This is a genomic window from Kitasatospora sp. NPDC048540 (genome assembly GCF_040651175.1).
Lineage (GTDB): Bacteria > Actinomycetota > Actinomycetes > Streptomycetales > Streptomycetaceae > Kitasatospora.
The window spans coordinates 1-20,446 of sequence record NZ_JBEZIR010000063.1; the positions used below are offsets into that span (position 1 = coordinate 1).

The window sequence follows — 20,446 nt, forward strand, 5'->3', positions numbered from 1 at the left end:
GTTCTGTCAACGGAGTTGCCGGAATTCGACTGCTGTTCAGCCACTGTTCGGGCCGAAACCCCTGGTCGGTCCGAGGAGGATCAGACCTTGACGCCGTGGGCGGCGAGGTACGCCACCGGGTCGATGTCCGAGCCGTAGGCCGGGCCGGTGCGCACCTCGAAGTGCAGGTGCGGGCCGGTCACGTTGCCGGTGGCGCCGGAGAGGCCGATCTGCTGGCCGGCGGTGACGGTCTGGCCGACCGAGACGCCGATCGAGGAGAGGTGGGCGTACTCCGAGTACTTGCCGTCGGCGTGCTTGATGACGACCTCGTTGCCGTAGGCGCCGCCGTTGCCGGCGGAGACCACGGTGCCGGCCGTGATGGCCTTCACGGAGGTGCCGGTGCCGACGACGAAGTCGACGCCGGTGTGGTAGCCGGACGACCAGTTGGAGCCGGCCTGGTGGTACGGGGTGCCGAGCGGGCCGTTGACCGGGGCGACGTAACCCGAGGTCGCCGGGGTGGCGGCGGCCGGGGTCTCGGCGGTCTTCGGGGCGGCGGTCTTCGGCGCGGCCGGCTTGGCGGTCTCGGCCTTGGGCGCCGCGGCCTTCGGGGCGGCGGCCTGCGGGGCCGGGGCGACCGGGGCGCGGTGCTCGGAGCGCGAGGCCTTGGCCGGGGCCTCGGCCTGCTGGCCGCCCACGGTCAGCTTCTGGCCCGGGTAGATGAGGTTCGGGTTGTCGCCGACGACCTGGCGGTTGTCCTGGTACAGCTTCTGCCAGCCACCGTCGACGTGCTGAGCGTCGGCGATCTTGGACAGGGTGTCGCCGTGGACCACCTGGTAGCTGTGGTCGGCGGCCGGAGCGGCCTCGGCGGCGGCGGGCGCGGCCTGGTCGGCGGCGGCGGCCGACGCGGAGACGGTGCCGTGGGCGTCAGCAGCGGTGTGCGCCTGGGCGGCGGTGGCCGGGAGCGCGACGGCAGCGGTGACGACACCGGTGGCGACGGCGATGCGGGTCAGTCGGGACAGACGGGGACGACGGTGCTTGCCCTTAGCGGACATTGAGCGGTTCCTCTCCGACGCCTGCGAGGTGAGCTGTCGGGTTCGGACGGGAGATCGCCCGGCCGCGAGAAGACGCGGCTTCACCCCAAGCCGTCCCGGAACACCGGAAACGGCACTTACCTTGGGTCCCCCGCTCCTGCCGTGCACGGATGAGGTGCGTCGGCCCCGGGCAGCGGCAGGACTCGGCGTTCCGCCCGGTGGCCCCACCCGGCGTTTGCCGGGCAGGTCACGAAGCAAAACCCATGAGGCGTATACGTAGCAAGTGACGGCCCGTAAGAAAATCAAGGCCGGATAAGATCAACCGGGCCGAAGGTCACGCTCCGCTGCGGACCTGGGGCCCACCGCAGCCGAGGCGCTCACGACGGGCTGATTCGCATGCGACGGAGCGTTGCCGTTGCGACCCCGCGCGTTCGCCCGGTCACCGGTGGTCACCGCAGGCCCGGGTTGCTGGTGACTCCGGTCACCCCCGCACCGGCCCCCGGGGTGGCCGCACCCTGCTCCGGGCGTCCTCGGGGGCCCCTGCCGCCCGCGTTCCCGCCCGTACCGGAGGGGTCCGGCACCGGCCGGCTCGGCCCCGGCGCGGTTTCCCGCGCGTGGGCGAGGGCCGATAGCCTCACACGCGTTCGATTCCGCCCCACCGTTCGAGCAAGGAGCCGGCCCGTGCGCCCGCAGCACCGACTGGACGTCATCCAGCGCAGTGTGATCCGCGAAATGGCGCGCCTCGGACGGCACTTCACCGTCGACGGCGAGGTCCTGCGCGGGCCCGGCACCACCGCGCTGGCGGTCCGCGAGCACCCCGGCGACGGCGGATCCGGCCATGTCGACCTCGGCTACGTCCTGCAGCTTGGCCGGGCGGACGGGCCGGTGGTCTGGGACTGCGCGGCCGGTCTCGGGCGGACCGAGGAGGAGCAACTCGACAACGCGGTACGGATGTGGGCCACCACCACCGCCAGCGCCGTGGTCGAACTGCTGGACCGGCGGGGCGAGCACGGTGACCACTACCGCTCGCCGGAGCTGCCCGGCTGGCACGCGGTACAGGGCCCGGCGGCCGTGTTCGGCTTCGGCTCGCGGCAGTTGGCCGACTGGCTGGCGGACCACCAGCCGCTGCCGGCACTGGCCGAGGCGCTCCGTCCGGAGCTGACCGGCCCGCAGGTGAACGGCGTGAAGCTGTTCCTCGGCGGCCGGGCCGGGGAGGACGTCGCCGAGGTCCGGATCAACGGGGTCGTCTCCGACCGCGCCTCCGCCGTACTGCGCGCGCTGGACTGGCCGCGTGGCGAACGCCTCTGCTGGGCCCGGCTGTTCGTGCTGCTGGTGGCCGAGGCCCCCGAGCCGCCGGCCGTCGCCGCCCGCCCCGCGTCCGCCGCCGTGACGGCCGCGCCGGGCCGCCGGACGGGGCTGCTCGGCCGCTGGCGGCGTGCCAGGCCGCAGCGCGGGTAGGTAGGACCGGTCCGGGCCCGGCGGGGCCGGGCCGGGGCAGGACGAAGCGCCGGACGGCCCTGGCCGACCGGCTCGACCGCCGGGGCGGAGGATCAGCCCGCGACGGAGGAGATCGTCGAGGCCAGCTGGGTGAGGAAGTCCTGGATCGGCTTGGCGGCCGTGGACTGGCTCACCATGAACCCGAACAGCGCCGCGATGATCGCGTGGCTGGTCTTCAGCTGCTTGTTGCGGATGAAGATGACGACGATGATGCCGAACAGCACCAGCGCGGAGACAGAGAAGGCCACCCGGACTCACTTCCTCATTTCATGGCGGGGTTTCGGGACGGGACCGGACGGCCCCTGGCGGACAGGCCGTCCCGCCGCGACCGGAGTGCCGCGGAGCAGCCGGAGCCCCCCGATGACAGCTGCGTGGCGCACGATCCGCCCCCCATCCCCCGAGTCTCGACCAGCCCACCCGGACTCAGTGTGGTCGCTCGTGCGGACTCCGTAAAGGACTTGCCGGAAGCCGGGGACGAAGATCCCGGGATGTGGGACGAATTTCCGCCGTCCGCGACGATAGCGGAGCCCTTCTGACGGGCCGTCGGCAGGGCCCCGGGAACCGGCCCCGGACGGCGGAATCCGGCGGTCGGCCTGCGAGGAGATCCACTGCGCCCACCCGGTGCCGGAATGGCCGAAGATCACCACTGCGTGTTGACACCACCCGCCGGCGCCGTCGCCCGCGCCCGAGGGCGCCGGTTCACCGCCGTTTCACCGCCGCCAGAGCAGCAGCACGGCCCGGTCGTCGTTGACGTCCTTGGCGACCGTCTCGATCAGCCGGCCGGCCGCACCGCGGCTGCCGACGCCGAACTGACCGCCGGCCACCAGCCGGTCGGCCTCCCCCATCAACCGGTCCATGCCCTCGGTGAGGTCCCGGCCGGGCACCTCGACCATGCCGTCGGTGCACAGCAGCAGCACGTCGCCGTGGCCGAGCCGCCCCCGCACGCCGTCGAACTTGGCGCCGTCGTAGACCCCGAGCAGCGGGCCCTCGGCCTCCTGCACCTCCCAGCGGCCGGCCCCGGCGAGCCGCTGCATCCCGGGCAGGTGCCCGGCCGAGAGCAGCTCGTACTCACCGGTGTCGAGGTCGAGCACCAGGTGGACGGCGGTGGCGAAGCCCTCGTCCCAGTCCTGCCGGAGCAGGTAGCCGTTGGCCGCGGGCAGGAACTCGTGGGCCGGCAGCGATCCGAGCAGCCCGCCGAACGCGCCGGACAGCAGCAGCGCCCGGGAGCCGGCGTCCATGCCCTTGCCGGAGACGTCCGCCAGCACCGCCTCCAGCACCCGGCGGCCCGGACCGGTGCGGGCGGCGACCACGAAGTCCCCGGAGAAGGACTGGCCGCCGGCCGGGCGCAGCGCCATGTCTGCCTGCCAGCCGTCGGGCAGGGCCGGGAGGCGGCCCTGGACCCGGATCCGTTCGCGCAGGTCGAAGAGCATCGAGCCGCCGCCGCGCCACGGCACGCCGACCCGGCTGCGGAACTGGGCGACCAGCAGGCCGGCCACCCCGACCGCGCCGACCACCAGCGCGGCGCCGGGGGTCACCCCGTAGACGTACTGCTCGGGGTGGCTGCTGCCGACCCGCTCACCGGTGTGGATCAGGGATTCGGTGGACAGGCCGAGCGCGGCGGCGCCGTAGAGCAGGACCAGGGTGCCGGGCCGCAGCAGCATGGCCCCGGCCAGGATCGGGAGCACCAGGGCGGTGGGCGGGACCCAGTCGGGGACGGCCACGTTGAGCAGGACCAGCAGCGGGATGGCGAGCAGGAAGGCCGTGAAGGCGAGCCAGTCGGCGCCGTCGCCGCGGAAGTAGTCGACACCGGCCCGGCGGACCCGGCGGCGGGCCCGGTAGAGCTTGGCGCGCACCTGGGCCACGGCGGGCTCGGCGGCCGCCGTCGCGGTCGGGCCCGTCGTGGGTGTCTGGGGCGGTGCGCCCGGCTCTCTGCCAGCCATGGGGTCCGACCTTATCCACCGCCCGGGGCCCCCGTCGACGGGGTGGGCCGGGCCGGCCCGGGTGTCCCGGTCCCGGTCCGGCGCGTTTCGGCCGCCGGCGGGGGCGCCGGGCGGGGGCGCCCGGCGGGCGCCCGGGAGCGTGCGGCGGGGCCGGGTGCGCTGTCGGCGGGCCTACGGATTCGACCGGACATGTCGCAAAAGTCGGTCGCGTGCCGACCGCGGGCCTGATAGCTGTGAGGTATGACTGCCGACATGACCGCATCCGGGGCCCTGACCGTCCGCCCGCTGGTCGCCGGGGAGTGGGACACCTGGTACCGCGGGCTGGAGATCGCCTTCGGCGGTGAGGAGGAGCCACCGGAGGAACGTGCGCTGTGGCGGGAACTGACCGAGGTCGACCGCTCGCTGGCGGTCTGTGACGGCACCGCGATCGTCGGCGGGGCCAGTGCGTTCAGCTTCGCGATGGCGGTGCCCGGCGGCGCGGTGCTGCCGGCGGCGGGGGTCACCATGGTCGGTGTGCTGCCGACGCACCGCCGGCGCGGGGCGCTGACCGCGCTGATGCGCCGCCAGCTGGGCGACGTCCGGGCCCGCGGCGAGGCGCTGGCGGTGCTGACCGCGTCGGAGCCGGCCATCTACGGCCGGTTCGGCTACGGGCTGGGGAGCTGGCGGATGGCGGTGACGCTGCCGAGCGCCAAGGTCTCGGTACCGGCGCTGCCGGGGCCCGCGCTGCGCCTGCGGCTGGCCGACCCGGTGGTGGCCTCGGCGGCCTGCGAGGAGCTGTACGCCCGGCTGGTGCCGGGCCGGCCGGGCCTGCTGGAGCGCCGCCCGGGCTGGCAGCAGCTGCCGCTGCTGGACGCCCCCGCCGCGCGGGACGGCGCCTCGCCGCTGCAGTGCGTGCTCGTCGAGGAGCGGGACGGCGGGCGGCTGCTCGGGTACGCGCGCTACGCGGTGAAGGGCGAGTGGGCGGGGAACAACGCGGCCGGCACGGTCCGGGTGCGGGACGTCGAGGCGCTGACGCCGCAGGTGTACGCGGCGCTCTGGTCGTACCTGCTGGAACTGGACCTGACCGAGCGGGTGGTGGCCCGCAACCGGCCGGTCGACGATCCGCTGCTGTACCTGGTCTCGGATCCGCGCCGGCTGGAGCCGCAGCTGGAGGACTCGCTGTTCGTCCGGCTGGTGGAGGTCGGCGCCGCGCTCGGACAGCGCGGCTACGCACTGCCGGTGGACCTGGTGCTGGCGGTGACGGACGATTTCTGCCCGTGGAACGCGGGGAGTTGGCGGCTGCGCTCGGAGGGCCCCGGCAAGGGCGCGGACTGCGCGCGGACCGACCGGCCCGCCGATCTGGCACTGGACGTCCGGGCGTTGGGCTCGGCCTACCTCGGCGGGGTGACGCTCGCCGCGCTGGCGGCGGCCGGGCGGGTGACCGAACTGCGCGAGGGGGCGCTGGCGGAGGCCTCGCGGGCGTTCGCCGGGGAGCTCGCACCCTGGCTGCCGCACGGGTTCTGACGCCCGTGCGGCAGGACGGGAGGGTGGGCGGGGTGGGGTGGGGTGGTGCGGGATCAGCCCTGGGGGTGGTGGGCCGGGATCGGCGGGAGCTCGCCGGTGGTCTCGTACTCGCTCAGCATCTCGATCCGGCGGGTGTGCCGGGCCTCGCCGCTGTACGGGGTGTTGAGGAAGATCTCGACGAACTTGGTGGCCTCGTCGAGGGTGTGCATCCGGCCGCCGACGCTGATCACGTTGGCGTTGTTGTGCTCCCGGCCGAGGGCGGCGGTCTGCTCGCTCCAGGCCAGCGCCGCACGGACGCCCTTGACCTTGTTGGCCGCGATCGCCTCGCCGTTGCCGGAGCCGCCGATCACCACGCCCAGCGCCTCCGGGTCGGCCGCGGTCCGCTCGGCGGCCCGCAGGCAGAACGGCGGGTAGTCGTCCTCGGCGTCGTAGATGTGCGGGCCGCAGTCGACCGGCTCGTGGCCGGCCTCCTTCAGCCACTCCACGAGGTGGTTCTTGAGTTCGTATCCGGCATGGTCGGAGCCCAGGTACACGCGCATGGGTATGAGTGTGGCATGCGCGTGCACCCGGGCCCGGCAGCGGGCCCGGGAGAGCTCGCGGCGGTCCGGTGCCGTCAGCCGCGGCGGCCGAGCAGCTTCCAGGTGAGCGGCAGCGCGCCGACGGCCAGCGCGGCCTTCAGCGCGTCGCCCACCAGGTAGGGGTAGAGGCCCAGTTCGGCGGCGCGGGCGAGCGGCAGGTGCAGGGCGAGGGCGAGGTAGGGGACGCCGACGGCGTAGATCGCGAGGTTCCCCAGCACCATCGCGGCGGCGGTGCGCAGCGGGCTGCGGTCGGCGCCGCGGCGGGCCAGCGCGCCGGTCAGGCCGGCCGCCAGCACGAAGCCGATGACGTAGCCGAGGCTGGGCATGGCCCAGCCGGAGCTGCCCTGGGCGAACCAGGGCAGGCCGGCCATGCCGGCGAGCAGGTAGAGGCCGAGCGAGGCGATGCCGCGGCGGGCACCGAGGGCGGTGCCGACCAGCAGGGCGGCGAAGGTCTGGCCGGTGACCGGGACCGGGGAGCCGGGGACGTTGACCGAGAACTGCGCGGCCAGGCCGGTCAACGCGGCGCCGCCGGCCACCAGGGCCAGGTCGCGGGCCTGGGCGCCGAGCCGGGTCGCGGCCTGCGGGAGCAGGTCGGCGAGGACGGTGGCGGAGGGTGCGGGGGTGGCGGTGGCCATGGGCGGGGACTTCCGTTCGAACACGGTGGGACGGGTGAACAGTTGTGAACCTATGCGCCGGGGGCGGCCGGGGAGGGCGTCGGCAACCGACAAACCGTCAGGGCCCTGCTTGTCGGATTCGGCCTGACTCCAACCCCGATCTGTCACATCTGCGCAGTTGTGCATGCACTTTCGGTCACATCACTGTCCGGATAGCGGCTGTTTTGCCGCAAATCTTGGCCGGTCCGGTCGCTGTACCGAATAGTGGGGCGAATCCTCCGCTATCCGAACAGTCTGGATCCGACCCGATGTCGACCCCCACCCGACCGCCCGCCCAGGACCGGTCCGACGTTCCCGTCGCCTCCTCCCCCACCACCACCACGGCCGCCCCCGCCACCGAGGGCCGGCTCTCGCACGGCCTCAAGCAGCGCCACCTGTCGATGATCGCGCTCGGCGGGGTGATCGGCGCCGGGCTGTTCGTCGGCTCGGGCGCCGGCATCGCCGCCGCCGGCCCGTCCATCGTGCTGGCCTTCGCCCTCTCCGGCCTGCTGGTCATGCTGGTGATGCGGATGCTGGGCGAGATGTCGGCGGCCCACCCCGCCAGCGGCTCGTTCTCGGTGCACGCCGAACGGGAGATCGGCCGGTGGGCCGGGCTCACCGTGGGCTGGCTGTTCTGGACCCTGCTGTGCGTCGGCGTCGCCGCGGAGGCGATCGGCGCGGCCGGGATCATGGCGCACTGGCTGCCCGGGGTGGCGTCCTGGGTCTGGGTGGCCATCTTCATGAGCTTCTTCTGCGCGGCCAACCTGTCCGCCGTGAAGAACTTCGGCGAGTTCGAGTTCTGGTTCGCCGCCGTGAAGGTGGCGGCCATCGCCGCCTTCCTGGTGATCGGCGTCCTGGCGATCACCGGGGTGCTGCCCGGCACGCCGTCCCCGGGGACGGCCAACCTGACCGGCGCGGGCGGCTTCTTCCCGCACGGCACCACCGGCCTGATCACCGGTCTGCTGGCCTCGGTCTTCGCGTACGGCGGCCTGGAGACGGTGACCATCGCGGCCGCCGAGTCGAAGGACCCCCGGCGCAGCGTCGCCACCGCCGTGCGCACCGCGATGTGGCGGATCGCCGTGTTCTACGTCGGCTCGATGGCCGTGGTGGTCACCCTGGTGCCGTGGAACGACCCGGCGGTCACCGGGTCCGGCCCGTACGTCGCGGTGCTCAACCGGATCGGCATCCCGCACTCCGGCGACCTGATGCGGGTGGTCGTGCTGATCGCCCTGCTGTCGGCGATGAACGCCAACATCTACGGCTCCTCCCGGATGGCCTACTCGCTGGTCAGCCGCGGCCAGGGCCCCAAGGCGCTGGCCAAGGTCTCCGGCGGGGTGCCGCGGACGGCGGTGCTGGCCTCCTCGGCCTTCGGCTTCCTCGCGGTGCTGCTCAGCTACTGGTGGCCGACCACCGTGTTCAGCTGGCTGCTCAACATGGTCGGCGCGGCCGTCCTGGTGGTCTGGGCCTTCATCGCCGTCGCCCAGCTGCGGATGCGCCGCCGGCTGGAGCGTGAGGCGCCCGAGCAGCTGACCGTGCGGATGTGGGCCTTCCCGTACCTGACCTGGCTGGCGCTCGGCGGCATCGTCGCGGTGCTCGCCCTGATGACGCTGGACAGCGGCAACCGGGTGCAGCTGTGGTTCACGCTCGGGCTGACGGCCGTGCTGGCGCTGGTCGGCGCGGTCCGCAAGGCGCCGCGCACCGCCTGAGCCGGCGGCTCGACCACGGCCGGACGACGGTCGGGAACGGCGGACGACAGAGGCCGAGGGGCCCGGTACGCACCACGCGTACCGGGCCCCTCGGCGCTGCTCGGGAGAGCCGGCCCCCGGGCGGAGTCGTCACTCGAAGGACGGGCCCGCCGTCCGGGTGCGCTTGATCTCGTAGAACCCGGGGGTGGAGGCGACCAGGATGGTGCCGTCCCAGAGCCGGGCCGCGGCCTCGCCGCGCGGGGTGGGGGTGACCACCGGGCCGAAGAAGGCGACCCGGTCGCCGTCCGGGCCGTCCACCGCGATCACCGGGGTGCCGACGTCCTCGCCCACCAGCGAGATGCCCTCCTGGTGGGAGGCGCGCAGCGCCTCGTCGTAGGCGTCGGTGTCGGCGGCGTCGGCCAGCTCGGCCGGCAGGCCGGCGGCGACCAGCGCGGCCTCGATGGTGGCGCGCTCGTTCGGCAGGCCCTGGTTGTGGAAGCGGGTGCCGAGCTCGGTGTAGAGCGGGCCGAGCACCTTGTCACCGTGGAGCTGGGCGGCGGCGATCAGGACCCGGACCGGGCCCCAGCCCTTGGCCAGCAGGTCCTTGTACTGCTGCGGCAGCTCGTCGCGGTTCTCGTTGAGCACCGAGAGGCTCATCACGTGCCACTTGGTGTCCACCGGGCGCAGCTGCTCGACCTCCAGCATCCAGCGGGAGGTCATCCAGGCCCAGGGGCAGATCGGGTCGAACCAGAAGTCGGCGATCTTGCGGGAGTCTGCGGTCGTCACGGACGGTGCCCTTCGGTCAACGGGTGCGGGGTCGCTCTGACCTAGCGCTCAACACCGCGGATCGGCGGCTGATTCCGCCCGAGCTGTGCAATGGTACGTGGCGCCGAGCATGAAAGGATGCGCCCGGCACCCCAGCCCCACCGGGCTCATACGGACAGGAGTACCACCGTGCCGGGCAAGAACCTGAGCCGCGAGGAAGCCCAGAAGCGGGCCGGTCTGATCGAGGTGGAGAGCTACCGCGTCCACCTGGACCTGGCCTCCGCACCGGATCCCGCGTCCGCGACCTTCCGTTCCACCACCACGCTGACCTTCCGTGCCGCCACCCCGGGCGCGGACAGCTTCGCCGACCTGCTGGCGCCGGGCATGCGCTCGGTGACCCTGAACGGCCGGACGCTGGATCCTGCGGAGGTCTTCGACGGCACCCGGGTCGCACTGCCGGACCTGGCCGCGCACAACGTGCTGGTGGTGGACGCGGACTGCGCCTACAGCCGGACCGGTGAGGGCCTGCACCGCTTCACCGACCCGGTCGACGGCGAGACCTACCTGTACACCCACTTCGAGCCGGCCGACGCCCGCCGGGTGTTCGCCAACTTCGAGCAGCCCGACCTGAAGGCGCCGTTCTCCTTCACGGTCACCGCGCCGGCCGCCTGGGACGTGTACGCCAACGCGGTCCACGAGTCGGTGCAGGAGCAGGGCGCGGCCCGGGTCTGGCGGTTCGCCCCCACCCGGCCGATCTCCACCTACCTGACCGCGGTGGTCGCCGGCCCGTACCACGTGGTGCGCGACCACTACCGCCGGGAGCTGCCCGACGGCACCACCCTGGAGATCCCGCTGGCGGCGACCTGCCGCCGGTCGCTGGCCGAGCACTTCGACGCGGACGAGATCCTCACCGTCACCAAGCAGGGGCTGGACTTCTTCCACCAGGAGTTCGACTACCCGTACCCGTTCGGCAAGTACGACCAGTGCTTCGTCCCCGAGTACAACATCGGTGCGATGGAGAACCCGGGCTGCGTCACCTTCCGGGAGGAGTTCGTCTTCCGCTCGAAGGTCACCGAGGCCGCGTACGAGGGCCGGGCCAACGTCATCCTGCACGAGATGGCACACATGTGGTTCGGCGACCTGGTCACCATGAAGTGGTGGGACGACCTGTGGCTGAAGGAGTCCTTCGCGGACTTCATGGGCTCGTTCGGCCTGATCGGGGCCGGCACCCGCTACCGGGCCGCCTGGATCACCTTCGCCAACCGCCGCAAGGCCTGGGCGTACCAGCAGGACCAGTACCCGACCACCCACCCGATCACGGCGGACATCCGGGACCTGGAGGACGCCAAGCTCAACTTCGACGGCATCACGTACGCCAAGGGCGCCTCGGTGCTCAAGCAGCTGGTGGCGTACGTCGGCCGGGACGCCTTCTTCGAGGGCGCCCGCCGTTACTTCCAGCGGCACGCCTACGGCAACACCGTCCTCGGCGACCTGCTGGGCGCGCTGGAGGAGACCAGCGGCCGCGACCTGAAGTCCTGGTCGGCCTCCTGGCTGGAGACCTCGGGCGTCAACTCGCTGACCCCGCAGGTGACCTGTGACGCCGAGGGCCGGATCACCGAGCTGGCGGTGCTGCAGGACGGCGACACCCTGCGCCCGCACCGGGTGGCGATCGGCCTGTACGACCTGGACGGGACCGGCGCGCTGGTGCGCACCGGGCGGGTGGAGGCCGACGTCGCCGGGGCCCGGACCGTGGTGGAGGTCCCGGCGGGCCGGCCGCGCCCGGCGCTGGTGCTGGTCAACGACGAGGACCTGACGTACTGCAAGGTGCGCTTCGACGAGGTGTCGCTGGCCACCCTGCGTTCCGGTCTCGGCGCGATGACCGATCCCCTGGCCCGGGCGCTGGCCTGGTCCGCGGCCTGGAACCTGACCCGGGACGCGCTGATGCCCGCCCGCGACTACCTCGACCTGGTGCTGCGCTTCGCCGGGCAGGAGTCCGACATCGGGGTGCTGCAGTCACTGCACCAGCAGGCCAGGGCAGCGCTCGACTACTACGCCGACCCCGCCTGGCGGGCCGAGGGCGGCCGGCTGCTGGCCGAGTGCGCGCTGCGCGAGCTGCGCGCCGCCGAGCCCGGCAGTGACCACCAGCTGGCCTGGGCCCGCTTCCTGGCCACGGTCGCCGAGGGCGCGGAGCACCTGCAGCTGCTCACCGGGCTGCTGGACGGCACCGCCCGGATCGACGGCCTGGCGGTCGACCAGGAGCTGCGCTGGGAGTTCTGGCTCGCGCTGGCCGCGGCCGGGTCGGCCACCGCCGGGGAGATCGAGGGCGAGCTGCGGCGGGACAACACCGCCAGCGGCAAGCAGCGGGCGGTCAAGTGCCTGGCGGCGCTGCCGACCCCGGGGGCCAAGGCGGCCGCCTGGGCGGCGGTGGTGGACTCCGACGAACTGCCCAACGCGCTGGTGGAGGCGCAGATCGCGGGCTTCGCCCAGCCGGGTCAGCGGGAGCTGACGGCCGGGTACACCGACATCTACTTCGCGCTGCTGGAGCAGGTCTGGGCGCAGCGCAGCATCGAGATCGCGATGCGGATCGTCGGCGGCTTCTTCCCCCGGCTGCAGACCGAGCGCTCGACGCTGGACGCCACCGACGCCTGGCTGGACGCGCACCCGCACGCGGCGCCCGCGCTGCGCCGGCTGGTGCTGGAGTGCCGGGACAACCTGGCCCGGGCGCTGCGCGCGCAGGACCGCGACCGCGGCTGACGGGGTGGTGACGGCGGACGGCCGCCCGGGGGTTCCCGGGCGGCCGTCCGTCTGCGCGTGGGGCGCGGGCTACTTGAGGGTGGCGGAGGTGAGGCCCGCCTGGACCTGCCGCTGGAAGGACAGGTAGACCACCAGCACCGGGAGCATCGCGATGGTCATACCGGCGAACAGGGCCGGTGCGTCGCTCTTGTACCCGGACTGCAGGGCCAGGTTGACCAGGCCCTGGGCGAGCATCGAGTGGTCGGCCTCGCCGGCCGTGGTGGGCTGCATCAGGGTGACCGGCAGGATGTACTGGTTCCACTGGCCGAGCACGTTGAAGATGGCGACGCTGACCAGGCCGGGCTTGGCCATCGGCACCATGATCTGGAAGAACGCCCGGGTGTGCGAGCAGCCGTCCAGCATCGCCGCCTCGTGCACGGCGGTGGGCAGCGTGCGGAAGAACGAGTACAGGAAGAACACGGTGAAGGGCAGCGAGTACGCCACGTACACCAGGATCAGGCCGAGGTAGCTGTTGAGGCCGAGCAGCGGGGTGATCTCGCCCAGGTTGCGGACCATGAAGAACAGCGGGACCAGGGCGAGGTAGACCGGGAACATCGAGCCGGCCACGAACAGGTAGTAGATCGCCCGGTTGCCCTTGAACTCGTAGCGGGCCAGCACGTAGGCGGCCATGCCGCCGAGCAGCATGGTCAGCGTGAGCGAACCGGCGAGCACGATCAGGGTGTTGAGGAAGAACCCGCCGATGCCCTTGGACCAGGCCCGGGTGAAGGCGTCGAAGCCCCAGCTCGCCGGCCAGGACCAGGCGCTGCCGTTGATCTGCGCGTCGGTCTTGAAGGAGCCGAGGACGACCCAGACCAGCGGGAAGATGATCAGCAGGGCCCAGACGGCGAGGAAGCCGTGCGAGAAGACGTTGAGGACGCCGCCGCCCTCGCCGAACCGGGTGGTCCGGTCGGCCTTCGGGCGCCCCGCCGCCCGCTGGGCGGGGACGGCCGGGTTGGTGTCGGTGCTAGTGCTCATGTCGATGGCCCCGCTCAGTACTCGATCCGGTCACGCTTGGTGGCCCAGAGCGAGACGACGGACAGGATCAGCGTGAAGAAGAAGATCACCACGCCCATGGCGCAGGCGTAGCCGGCCTCACCGTTGCGCAGGAAGCTGCGCATCAGGTAGGTGGAGATCAACTCGCTGTGGTGGTCAGGGCCGCCGCCGAAGTAGGCACCGGGCGTGATGCTGGAGACCAGGGCGAAGGCGTCCATGGCGACGATCGCGAGGTACACCCAGGCGGTCTGGACGGTCTCCCACAGCAGCGGCAGGGTGATCTTGAGGAAGGTCTGGCCGCGCTTGGCGCCGTCGAGCAGGGCCGCCTCGTAGATGTCCTTCGGGATGCCCTGCATGGCGGCCGAGAACAGCACCAGGTAGAAGCCGACGCCGGACCAGACCAGCACCGCCAGGACGCACCACATGACCATGTCCGGGTCGGACAGCCACTGCACCGGGTGGGCCGCGTCGGCCAGGCCGAGCTTGATCAGGACGCCGTTGGCCAGGCCCGCGCCGTCGGTGCGGTAGACCGCGCCCCACAGCACCGCGAGGATCGCGATCGACAGCACCTGCGGGAAGAAGAAGACCACCTTGTAGAAGGAGGCCCCGCGCACGCCCTGGATGCCGCCGGTGCCGCCCTTGCCGCCGACGTTGAGCATGAAGGCGAAGAACAGCGCGATCAGGATGGTGACCAGCGGCAGCAGGATCAGCAGCAGCAGGTTGTGCCAGATCGCGCCGAGGAAGACCTCGTCATCGAGGAGTTTCGCGTAGTTGTCCAGGCCGACGAAGTTCATCTCCTGGCTCTGTCCCGACCAGTCGGTCAGGGAGTATCCGAAGGTCTGCGCGTAGGGCCAGAGCACCAGTCCCACGTACAGCACGATCGGAAGAAAGAGGAACCCCACGATGAAGGGGTACTTGCCGTGACGCATCGCCACTTCTCCTGTCCTCGGGCAAGAGGCACCGGGGGCGGTTCGGGGCCCCCGGTGCGCTCTGAAAACTCCGCTGGTCAGGCGGTCTTGTTCTTGGTGGCCGACTCCTTGGCCCGCTTGATCCACTCGGCGGGATCGATGCGCGCGGCCATCAGCTCACCCGAGGCGTTCTGCAGGTCCTCGTCGAACTTGCTGGCGGTGTTCGGGTACTGGAAGTTGAAGGTGTTGGCGCCGGCCGCCTTGAGGGCCACCACGGTGGACGCGGTGCCGGGCTTCAGCTTGACCTCCGGGCCTACACCGTCCTTGAGACAGGTGAGGCTGTTGGCGGTCTGGGCGAACTTGCCCGAGGCCTCCTTGGTCAGCATCATCCGCAGGAACTCCAGGCCGCCCGCGACGTTCTTGGCCTTGGCCGGGACGATGAACGGCTCGCCGGCGCCGGCCCGGATCGCCTCGAACGGCAGCTTGTCACCCGGCAGCGACGGCATCGGCAGGAACGCCATGTCGAAGTCGGCCGGGGTGGAGGCGAGCTGCTCGTTCTCCAGCCAGGAGCCGGACGGGATGAACGCGGCCTTGTACTGGTTCCACGCGGTCTGCGACTCGGTGTGGGTCATGCCGTTGGTGCCGGGGAGCAGGAAGTCCTTGGAGACGATCTGGTAGAACGCCTCGACCGCGGTCTTGACGGCCGGGTCGTCCCAGGCGGCGGCGTCCAGGCCGTCGATCCGCTTCATGAGGTCCAGGCCGCCCTGCTTGGCGATCATGTCCATCATGACGACGTTGATGTAGTACGGGTACTTGCCCTGGTGGGCGACCGGGGCGATACCGGCGGCCTTGATCTTGCCGCAGAGCTCGATGAACTCGGCCCAGGTCTTCGGCGGGGTCCAGCCGTGGTCCTTGAACAGCTTGTTGGAGTACCAGAAGCCGAACACGGTGTAGACGTAGGACAGGTTGTAGACCTTGCCCTTGATGGTGCCGGAGTCGATGGTGCCCGGCATCAGCACGTCGCGGACCTTCTTCGACGGGTCGTCGATGTACGGCGCGTCCAGCAGCGGGGTGAGCTCGGTCAGCTGGTTGGAGTCGGCGAGCACGTCCAGCTTGATCTGCTTGGCGCCCGAGTCGTCGATGACGTCCGGCGGGGAGCCGGCGTTGAAGCGCGGCTGCAGCTTGCCGGTGACGTCCTTGTCGGTCTGGTGGTTGATCTTGGCGCCGGGGTAGCTCTTCGAGTAGATGGCCTCGAAGGCCTTCGCGTACTCGTTGCCGTAGCCGCCGTCGAAGATGAAGACCTCGAGGCCGTCGGCCTCCTTCACCCCGAACGGGTTCTTGGCGTCGCTCAGGTTGAAGCCGCCCGCCCCCTTGGAGCCCTTGTCACTGCTGCCGCCGGTGCCACCGGCGCAGGCGGCGAGCAGCGAGCCGCCGCCGGCCGCGAGCACGGCGATGCCGGCGGCCCGCTTGAAGATGTCACGACGGTTGTACTCGGTTGCAGAGCCCATGAGTGCCCAAACCCCTCGGTGTCCAGAGAAGAAGCAGACAGGTCTGACGGAGGGTCAATTCCTGTTCGGTCAGGCGCGCCTAGCGGCAAAGGTGCCGGTCAGAGGCGGTTTTCTTCGATGCGCAAAGGTATAGTCCACTGTTCATCTGGCGGCAATAGTCCGACCGCCCGATGTGCCGGGTAACGGTCAAAGCGTTGTCGGCGGTGCAGCATGTGCAATGTGCAGGGAGCCTGCATATTGCGCTCGCGCCCCGTCGATGACCGAGAATGTAGCGCGATCATGCGCGTTTGAACATAGAAACGCGCAGCTTCGCGCATCACCGAACCAGAACTGTGATGTGCGAAGCCGCGCGTCCCGGCCGCCGGCGTGCCGGCGCGCCGGCTCAGCGCCCGCTGCCGCCGAGCCCCCGGTCCAGGGCCCTGACCAGCGCGCCCTGGGCGTCATCGTTGTCCAATGCCCACATCATCACGCCCCCAAGCCCGTTCCAGCGGGCGTACTGGGCCTTGCGGGCCAGCAGTTCGGGGGTGTCGTACGACCAGAACTCGGTGCCGTCGTACTTCCAGGTCGCGCCGTGCAGCCGGTCGTAGTGCACCGTGCCCGGCAGGTCCTTGATCTGGTTGTACGGCAGGTTCCCGCCACGCGCCGGACCGGTGGCGCTCTGGTACAGCCCGGCCTTCGGACCGGCCGGCACGCCCGTCCAGCCGTAGCCGTAGAAGGGCACCCCGAGGACGGCCTGGCGGGCCGGCAGCCCCTTCTCCAGGTAGTGCCGGACCACCCGGTCCGCGCTGTAGCCCCGGTTGTCGGTGGCCGGGTCGGCGCGGTCGGAGTAGAGGTTGGCGTTGTGGTCGGTCGGCCCCTGCGCCTCCCAGGTGCCGTGCAGGTCGTAGGTCATCAGGTTCAGCCAGTCGACCGACCTGGCGACCTGGCGGACCTCCAGCTGGTCGGCCCGCGCCTCGTTGGCGGGCACCGCGGCGGTGAGCAGGTAGTGCGTCCGGGACTTCGCGCCGAGCGCGTCCAGCTGACGGCGGAACTCCTGCATCAGCAGGGTGTAGTTGTGACCGTCCTCGGGGCGCACCACGTTGCCCGGGTCACCGCCGCCGCCCGGGTACTCCCAGTCGATGTCGATGCCGTCGAAGACCCCGGCGCCCGCGCCGGCGCCGCCCTCGGCGGAACCGAGCTGCGGCAGGTTCCCCTTGAGGTAGAGGTCGAGGCAGGAGGCGACGAACTTCTTGCGGGAGGCGTCGGTGAGGGCCGCGTCGGAGAAGTACTTCGACCAGGACCAGCCGCCGAGCGAGACCACCGCCTTGAGCTGCGGGTTGGCGGCCTTGAGCTTGCGCAGCTGGTTGAAGTTGCCCTTCAGCGGCTGCTCGGCGGTGTCGGCCCGGCCGTCCACCGACTCCTCGGCGCCGACCGGGCGCTGGTAGTCGGCCCAGGCGTCGCCGACGCCGGCGGCGTTGGCCTCGAAGCAGGTACCGTCGGCGGACACGTTGCCGAAGGCGTAGTTGAGGACGGTGAGCCGGCCGGCCTGGCCGGAGTCCTGCACCTTCCTGGCGGAGAAGCCGCTGTAGATGCCCCACTGGGTGAAGTAGCCCACCCGCTGCCCCTGCAGGTGCGGGACGCGGTCCTGGGCCTGGGCGGCGGCGGGGGAGGCGACGGCGGCGGCCACCGTGGCGGCGGCGAGGGCGGCTGCGGTACGACTGAACATGCGCATGTGAGAAGACCCGTGGCTTTCTCTGAATCAGCGTCAAATGGTCTGGACCAAGCTGACAAAGAGGTTTAGTCCACGAGCGGCACCCCGCACAAGGGGTGTGCCGGAACGCGGACCGGGCCGCACCCCGTGGAAGGGGTGCGGCCCGGTCGCCGTACGGGGTACGGGTCAGCCGTTGATCAGGCTGCGCAGCACGTACTGCAGGATGCCGCCGTTGCGGTAGTAGTCCGCCTCGCCGGGGGTGTCGATGCGCACGACCGCGTCGAAGGTGACGTCGCCCGCCGTGACCTTGACGGTCTTGGGGGTGCGGCCCTCGTTCAGCTCGGTGACACCGGTGAAGGAGAAGGTCTCCTCGCCGGTCAGGCCCAGGGTCTCGGCGTTCTGGCCGGCCGGGAACTGCAGCGGCAGCACGCCCATGCCGATCAGGTTGGAGCGGTGGATGCGCTCGTAGGACTCGGCGATGACGGCCTTGACGCCGAGCAGCGCGGTGCCCTTGGCCGCCCAGTCGCGGGACGAGCCGGAGCCGTACTCCTTGCCGGCCAGGACGACCAGCGGGACGCCGGCGGCCTGGTAGTTCTGCGAGGCGTCGTAGATGAACGACACCGGCGCGTCGGCCTGGGTGAAGTCGCGGGTGTAGCCGCCCTCGGTGCCCGGCGCGATCTGGTTGCGCAGGCGGATGTTGGCGAAGGTGCCGCGGATCATGACCTCGTGGTTGCCACGGCGCGAGCCGTAGGAGTTGAAGTCACGCTTCTCCACACCGTGCTCGGTGAGGTACTGCGCCGCCGGGGTGCCCGGCTTGATGTTGCCGGCCGGGGAGATGTGGTCGGTGGTGACCGAGTCGCCCAGCTTGGCGAGCACACGGGCGCCGGCGATGTCGCTGACCGGGCTCGGGGTGGGCGCCATGCCCTCGAAGTACGGGGGCTTGCGGACGTAGGTGGACTCGGCGTCCCACTCGAAGGTGTTGCCGGTCGGGATCGGGAGCGACTGCCAGCGGTGGTCACCGGCGAAGACGTCCTGGTAGCCCTTGTCGAACATGGCCTCGTCGATGGAGCCGGCGACGGTGTCGGCGACCTCCTTCTCGGTGGGCCAGATGTCGGCGAGGAAGACGTCGTTGCCGTCGGCGTCCTGGCCCAGCGCGTCCCGGGTGATGTCGATGTTCATGTTGCCGGCCAGCGCGTAGGCGACCACCAGCGGCGGGGACGCCAGGTAGTTCATCTTGACGTCCGGGTTGATCCGGCCCTCGAAGTTGCGGTTGCCGGAGAGCACCGAGACGACCGCGAGGTCGGACTCGTTGACGGCGGCCGAGACCTCCTCGGGCAGCGGGCCCGAGTTGCCGATGCAGGTGACGCAGCCGTAGCCGACCAGGTTGAAGCCCAGCTTCTCCATGTACGGGAGCAGGCCGGCCTTCTCGTAGTAGTCCATGACGACCTTGGACCCGGGGGCCAGGGTGGTCTTGACCCACGGCTTGACCGTGAGGCCCTTCTCCACGGCCTTCTTCGCCAGCAGGGCGGCGCCCAGCATGACGGAGGGGTTGGAGGTGTTGGTGCAGGAGGTGATCGAGGCGATCACGACCGCGCCGTTGTCGATCGCGTACGAGGTGCCGTCAGGGGCGGTGACGGTGGTCGGCTTCGACGCCTCGGAGGAGTACGTCGGCAGCGCCTCGGCGAACTTCTGCGCGGCCTCGGAGAGGATCACGCGGTCCTGCGGGCGCTTCGGGCCGGAGATCGACGGGACGACGGTGGAGACGTCCAGCTCGAGGTACTCGGAGAAGACCGGCTCGACCGACGGGTCGTGCCACAGGCCCTGCTCCTTGGCGTACGCCTCGACCAGGGCGAGCTGCTGCTCGTCGCGGCCGGTGAGCTTCAGGTAGCTGATGGTCTCGGCGTCGATCGGGAAGATCGCACAGGTCGAGCCGAACTCCGGCGACATGTTGCCGATGGTGGCGCGGTTCGCCAGCGGGATCGAGGTGACGCCCTCGCCGTAGAACTCGACGAACTTGCCGACCACACCGTGCTTGCGCAGCATCTCGGTGATGGTGAGCACCAGGTCGGTGGCGGTGGTGCCGGCCGGGAGCTGGCCGTTCAGCTTGAAGCCGACCACGCGCGGGATCAGCATGGAGACCGGCTGGCCGAGCATCGCGGCCTCGGCCTCGATGCCGCCGACGCCCCAGCCCAACACGCCCAGGCCGTTGACCATGGTGGTGTGCGAGTCGGTGCCGACGCAGGTGTCGGGGTACGCCTGGCCGCCGCGGACCATGACGGTGCGGGCCAGGTGCTCGATGTTGACCTGGTGGACGATGCCGGTGCCGGGCGGGACGACCTTGAACTCGTCGAACGCGGTCTGGCCCCAGCGCAGGAACTGGTAGCGCTCCTTGTTGCGGCCGTACTCGATCTCGACGTTCTGGACGAAGGCGTCCGGGGTGCCGAACTTGTCGGCGATGACGGAGTGGTCGATGACCAGCTCGGCCGGGGCCAGCGGGTTGATCTTCGCCGGGTCGCCGCCGAGGTCCTTGACGGCCTCGCGCATGGTGGCGAGGTCGACGACGCACGGGACACCGGTGAAGTCCTGCATGATCACGCGGGCCGGGGTGAACTGGATCTCCTCGGACGGCTCGGCCGTCGGGTCCCAGCCGCCGAGGGCGCGGATGTGGTCGGCGGTGATGTTCGCGCCGTCCTCGGTGCGGAGCAGGTTCTCCAGCAGGACCTTGAGGCTGTAGGGCAGCCGCTCGGAACCCTCGACGGCGGAGAGCTTGAAGATCTCGTACGACTCGTCGCCCACCTGCAGCGAGCTGCGGGCGTCGAAGCTGTTCGCGGACACGACTGACTCCTTCTAGGTCCACCCAGTGGTAAGGTAAGCCTTACTTAGGCTCCGCCTCGCCACGATGGAAGGCGTGCGCCTCTCGGCA

Annotated in this window: 15 protein-coding genes and 1 riboswitch; of the genes, 4 read left to right on the forward strand and 11 right to left on the reverse strand. The window is 71.4% G+C overall.

From position 1 onward, the window contains the following. Positions 1–80: 80 nt before the first annotated feature. Complete coding sequence (locus tag AB0D08_RS23435) at positions 81–1,031, reverse strand: LysM peptidoglycan-binding domain-containing M23 family metallopeptidase (protein WP_033821847.1); 951 nt, start codon at positions 1,029–1,031, stop codon at positions 81–83. Between the two features lie 5 nt (positions 1,032–1,036). After that, positions 1,037–1,198, reverse strand: a riboswitch (cyclic di-AMP (ydaO/yuaA leader). Positions 1,199–1,691: 493 nt separating this feature from the next. Between AB0D08_RS23435 and AB0D08_RS23440 the strand changes: the two genes are divergently transcribed. Next, positions 1,692–2,468, forward strand: a complete 777-nt coding sequence (locus AB0D08_RS23440) for a DUF6348 family protein (RefSeq protein ID WP_033821846.1) — start codon at positions 1,692–1,694, stop codon at positions 2,466–2,468. A 92-nt stretch (positions 2,469–2,560) separates the two neighbouring features. On the opposite strand, the gene AB0D08_RS23445 is transcribed toward AB0D08_RS23440, so the two are convergent. Next, positions 2,561–2,755, reverse strand: coding sequence for a hypothetical protein (locus tag AB0D08_RS23445; RefSeq protein ID WP_350640734.1), 195 nt, complete (start codon positions 2,753–2,755; stop codon positions 2,561–2,563). Between the two features lie 462 nt (positions 2,756–3,217). Further along, on the reverse strand, positions 3,218–4,360 hold the full coding sequence (locus tag AB0D08_RS23450; RefSeq protein WP_033821857.1) for a PP2C family protein-serine/threonine phosphatase: 1,143 nt from the start codon (positions 4,358–4,360) through the stop codon (positions 3,218–3,220). Positions 4,361–4,699: 339 nt separating this feature from the next. Between AB0D08_RS23450 and AB0D08_RS23455 the strand changes: the two genes are divergently transcribed. Beyond that, positions 4,700–5,950 (forward strand): GNAT family N-acetyltransferase, encoded by a 1,251-nt coding sequence (locus AB0D08_RS23455; RefSeq protein WP_033821845.1) that lies wholly within the window; start codon positions 4,700–4,702, stop codon positions 5,948–5,950. Positions 5,951–6,003: 53 nt separating this feature from the next. On the opposite strand, the gene AB0D08_RS23460 is transcribed toward AB0D08_RS23455, so the two are convergent. Together AB0D08_RS23460 and AB0D08_RS23465 are read right to left on the reverse strand one after the other, a co-directional pair. Further along, on the reverse strand, positions 6,004–6,489 hold the full coding sequence (locus AB0D08_RS23460; RefSeq protein WP_359891280.1) for a ribose-5-phosphate isomerase: 486 nt from the start codon (positions 6,487–6,489) through the stop codon (positions 6,004–6,006). A 74-nt stretch (positions 6,490–6,563) separates the two neighbouring features. Beyond that, complete coding sequence (locus AB0D08_RS23465) at positions 6,564–7,163, reverse strand: biotin transporter BioY (RefSeq protein ID WP_033818093.1); 600 nt, start codon at positions 7,161–7,163, stop codon at positions 6,564–6,566. Positions 7,164–7,582: 419 nt separating this feature from the next. Between AB0D08_RS23465 and AB0D08_RS23470 the strand changes: the two genes are divergently transcribed. Continuing rightward, complete coding sequence (locus tag AB0D08_RS23470) at positions 7,583–8,887, forward strand: amino acid permease (protein ID WP_359891312.1); 1,305 nt, start codon at positions 7,583–7,585, stop codon at positions 8,885–8,887. A gap of 129 nt (positions 8,888–9,016) precedes the next feature. On the opposite strand, the gene AB0D08_RS23475 is transcribed toward AB0D08_RS23470, so the two are convergent. Continuing rightward, the gene (locus AB0D08_RS23475) at positions 9,017–9,652 is read right to left on the reverse strand and encodes a DsbA family protein (RefSeq protein ID WP_033818092.1); all 636 of its coding nucleotides are present in this window, start codon (positions 9,650–9,652) and stop codon (positions 9,017–9,019) included. 168 nt (positions 9,653–9,820) lie between these two features. Between AB0D08_RS23475 and pepN the strand changes: the two genes are divergently transcribed. Next, the gene (gene pepN, locus AB0D08_RS23480; RefSeq protein WP_359891283.1) at positions 9,821–12,385 is read left to right on the forward strand and encodes an aminopeptidase N; all 2,565 of its coding nucleotides are present in this window, start codon (positions 9,821–9,823) and stop codon (positions 12,383–12,385) included. Positions 12,386–12,454: 69 nt separating this feature from the next. Here pepN and AB0D08_RS23485 read toward each other — a convergent pair whose 3' ends face one another. From AB0D08_RS23485 to acnA, 5 genes are all read right to left on the reverse strand, one after another. Continuing rightward, the gene (locus AB0D08_RS23485; protein WP_033818090.1) at positions 12,455–13,399 is read right to left on the reverse strand and encodes a carbohydrate ABC transporter permease; all 945 of its coding nucleotides are present in this window, start codon (positions 13,397–13,399) and stop codon (positions 12,455–12,457) included. 14 nt (positions 13,400–13,413) lie between these two features. After that, positions 13,414–14,346 carry a sugar ABC transporter permease gene (locus AB0D08_RS23490; protein WP_033818089.1) on the reverse strand — a complete coding sequence of 311 codons (933 nt, stop codon included), beginning with the start codon at positions 14,344–14,346 and terminating at the stop codon, positions 13,414–13,416. A 77-nt stretch (positions 14,347–14,423) separates the two neighbouring features. Next, the gene (gene ngcE, locus AB0D08_RS23495; RefSeq protein WP_033818088.1) at positions 14,424–15,833 is read right to left on the reverse strand and encodes an N-acetylglucosamine/diacetylchitobiose ABC transporter substrate-binding protein; all 1,410 of its coding nucleotides are present in this window, start codon (positions 15,831–15,833) and stop codon (positions 14,424–14,426) included. Between the two features lie 382 nt (positions 15,834–16,215). Then, a complete protein-coding gene (locus AB0D08_RS23500) occupies positions 16,216–17,538 on the reverse strand; it encodes a glycoside hydrolase family 18 protein (protein WP_033818104.1) in 1,323 nt (440 codons plus the stop codon). Positions 17,539–17,709: 171 nt separating this feature from the next. Beyond that, positions 17,710–20,358 (reverse strand): aconitate hydratase AcnA, encoded by a 2,649-nt coding sequence (gene acnA, locus AB0D08_RS23505; RefSeq protein ID WP_359891286.1) that lies wholly within the window; start codon positions 20,356–20,358, stop codon positions 17,710–17,712. Positions 20,359–20,446: the final 88 nt, after the last annotated feature.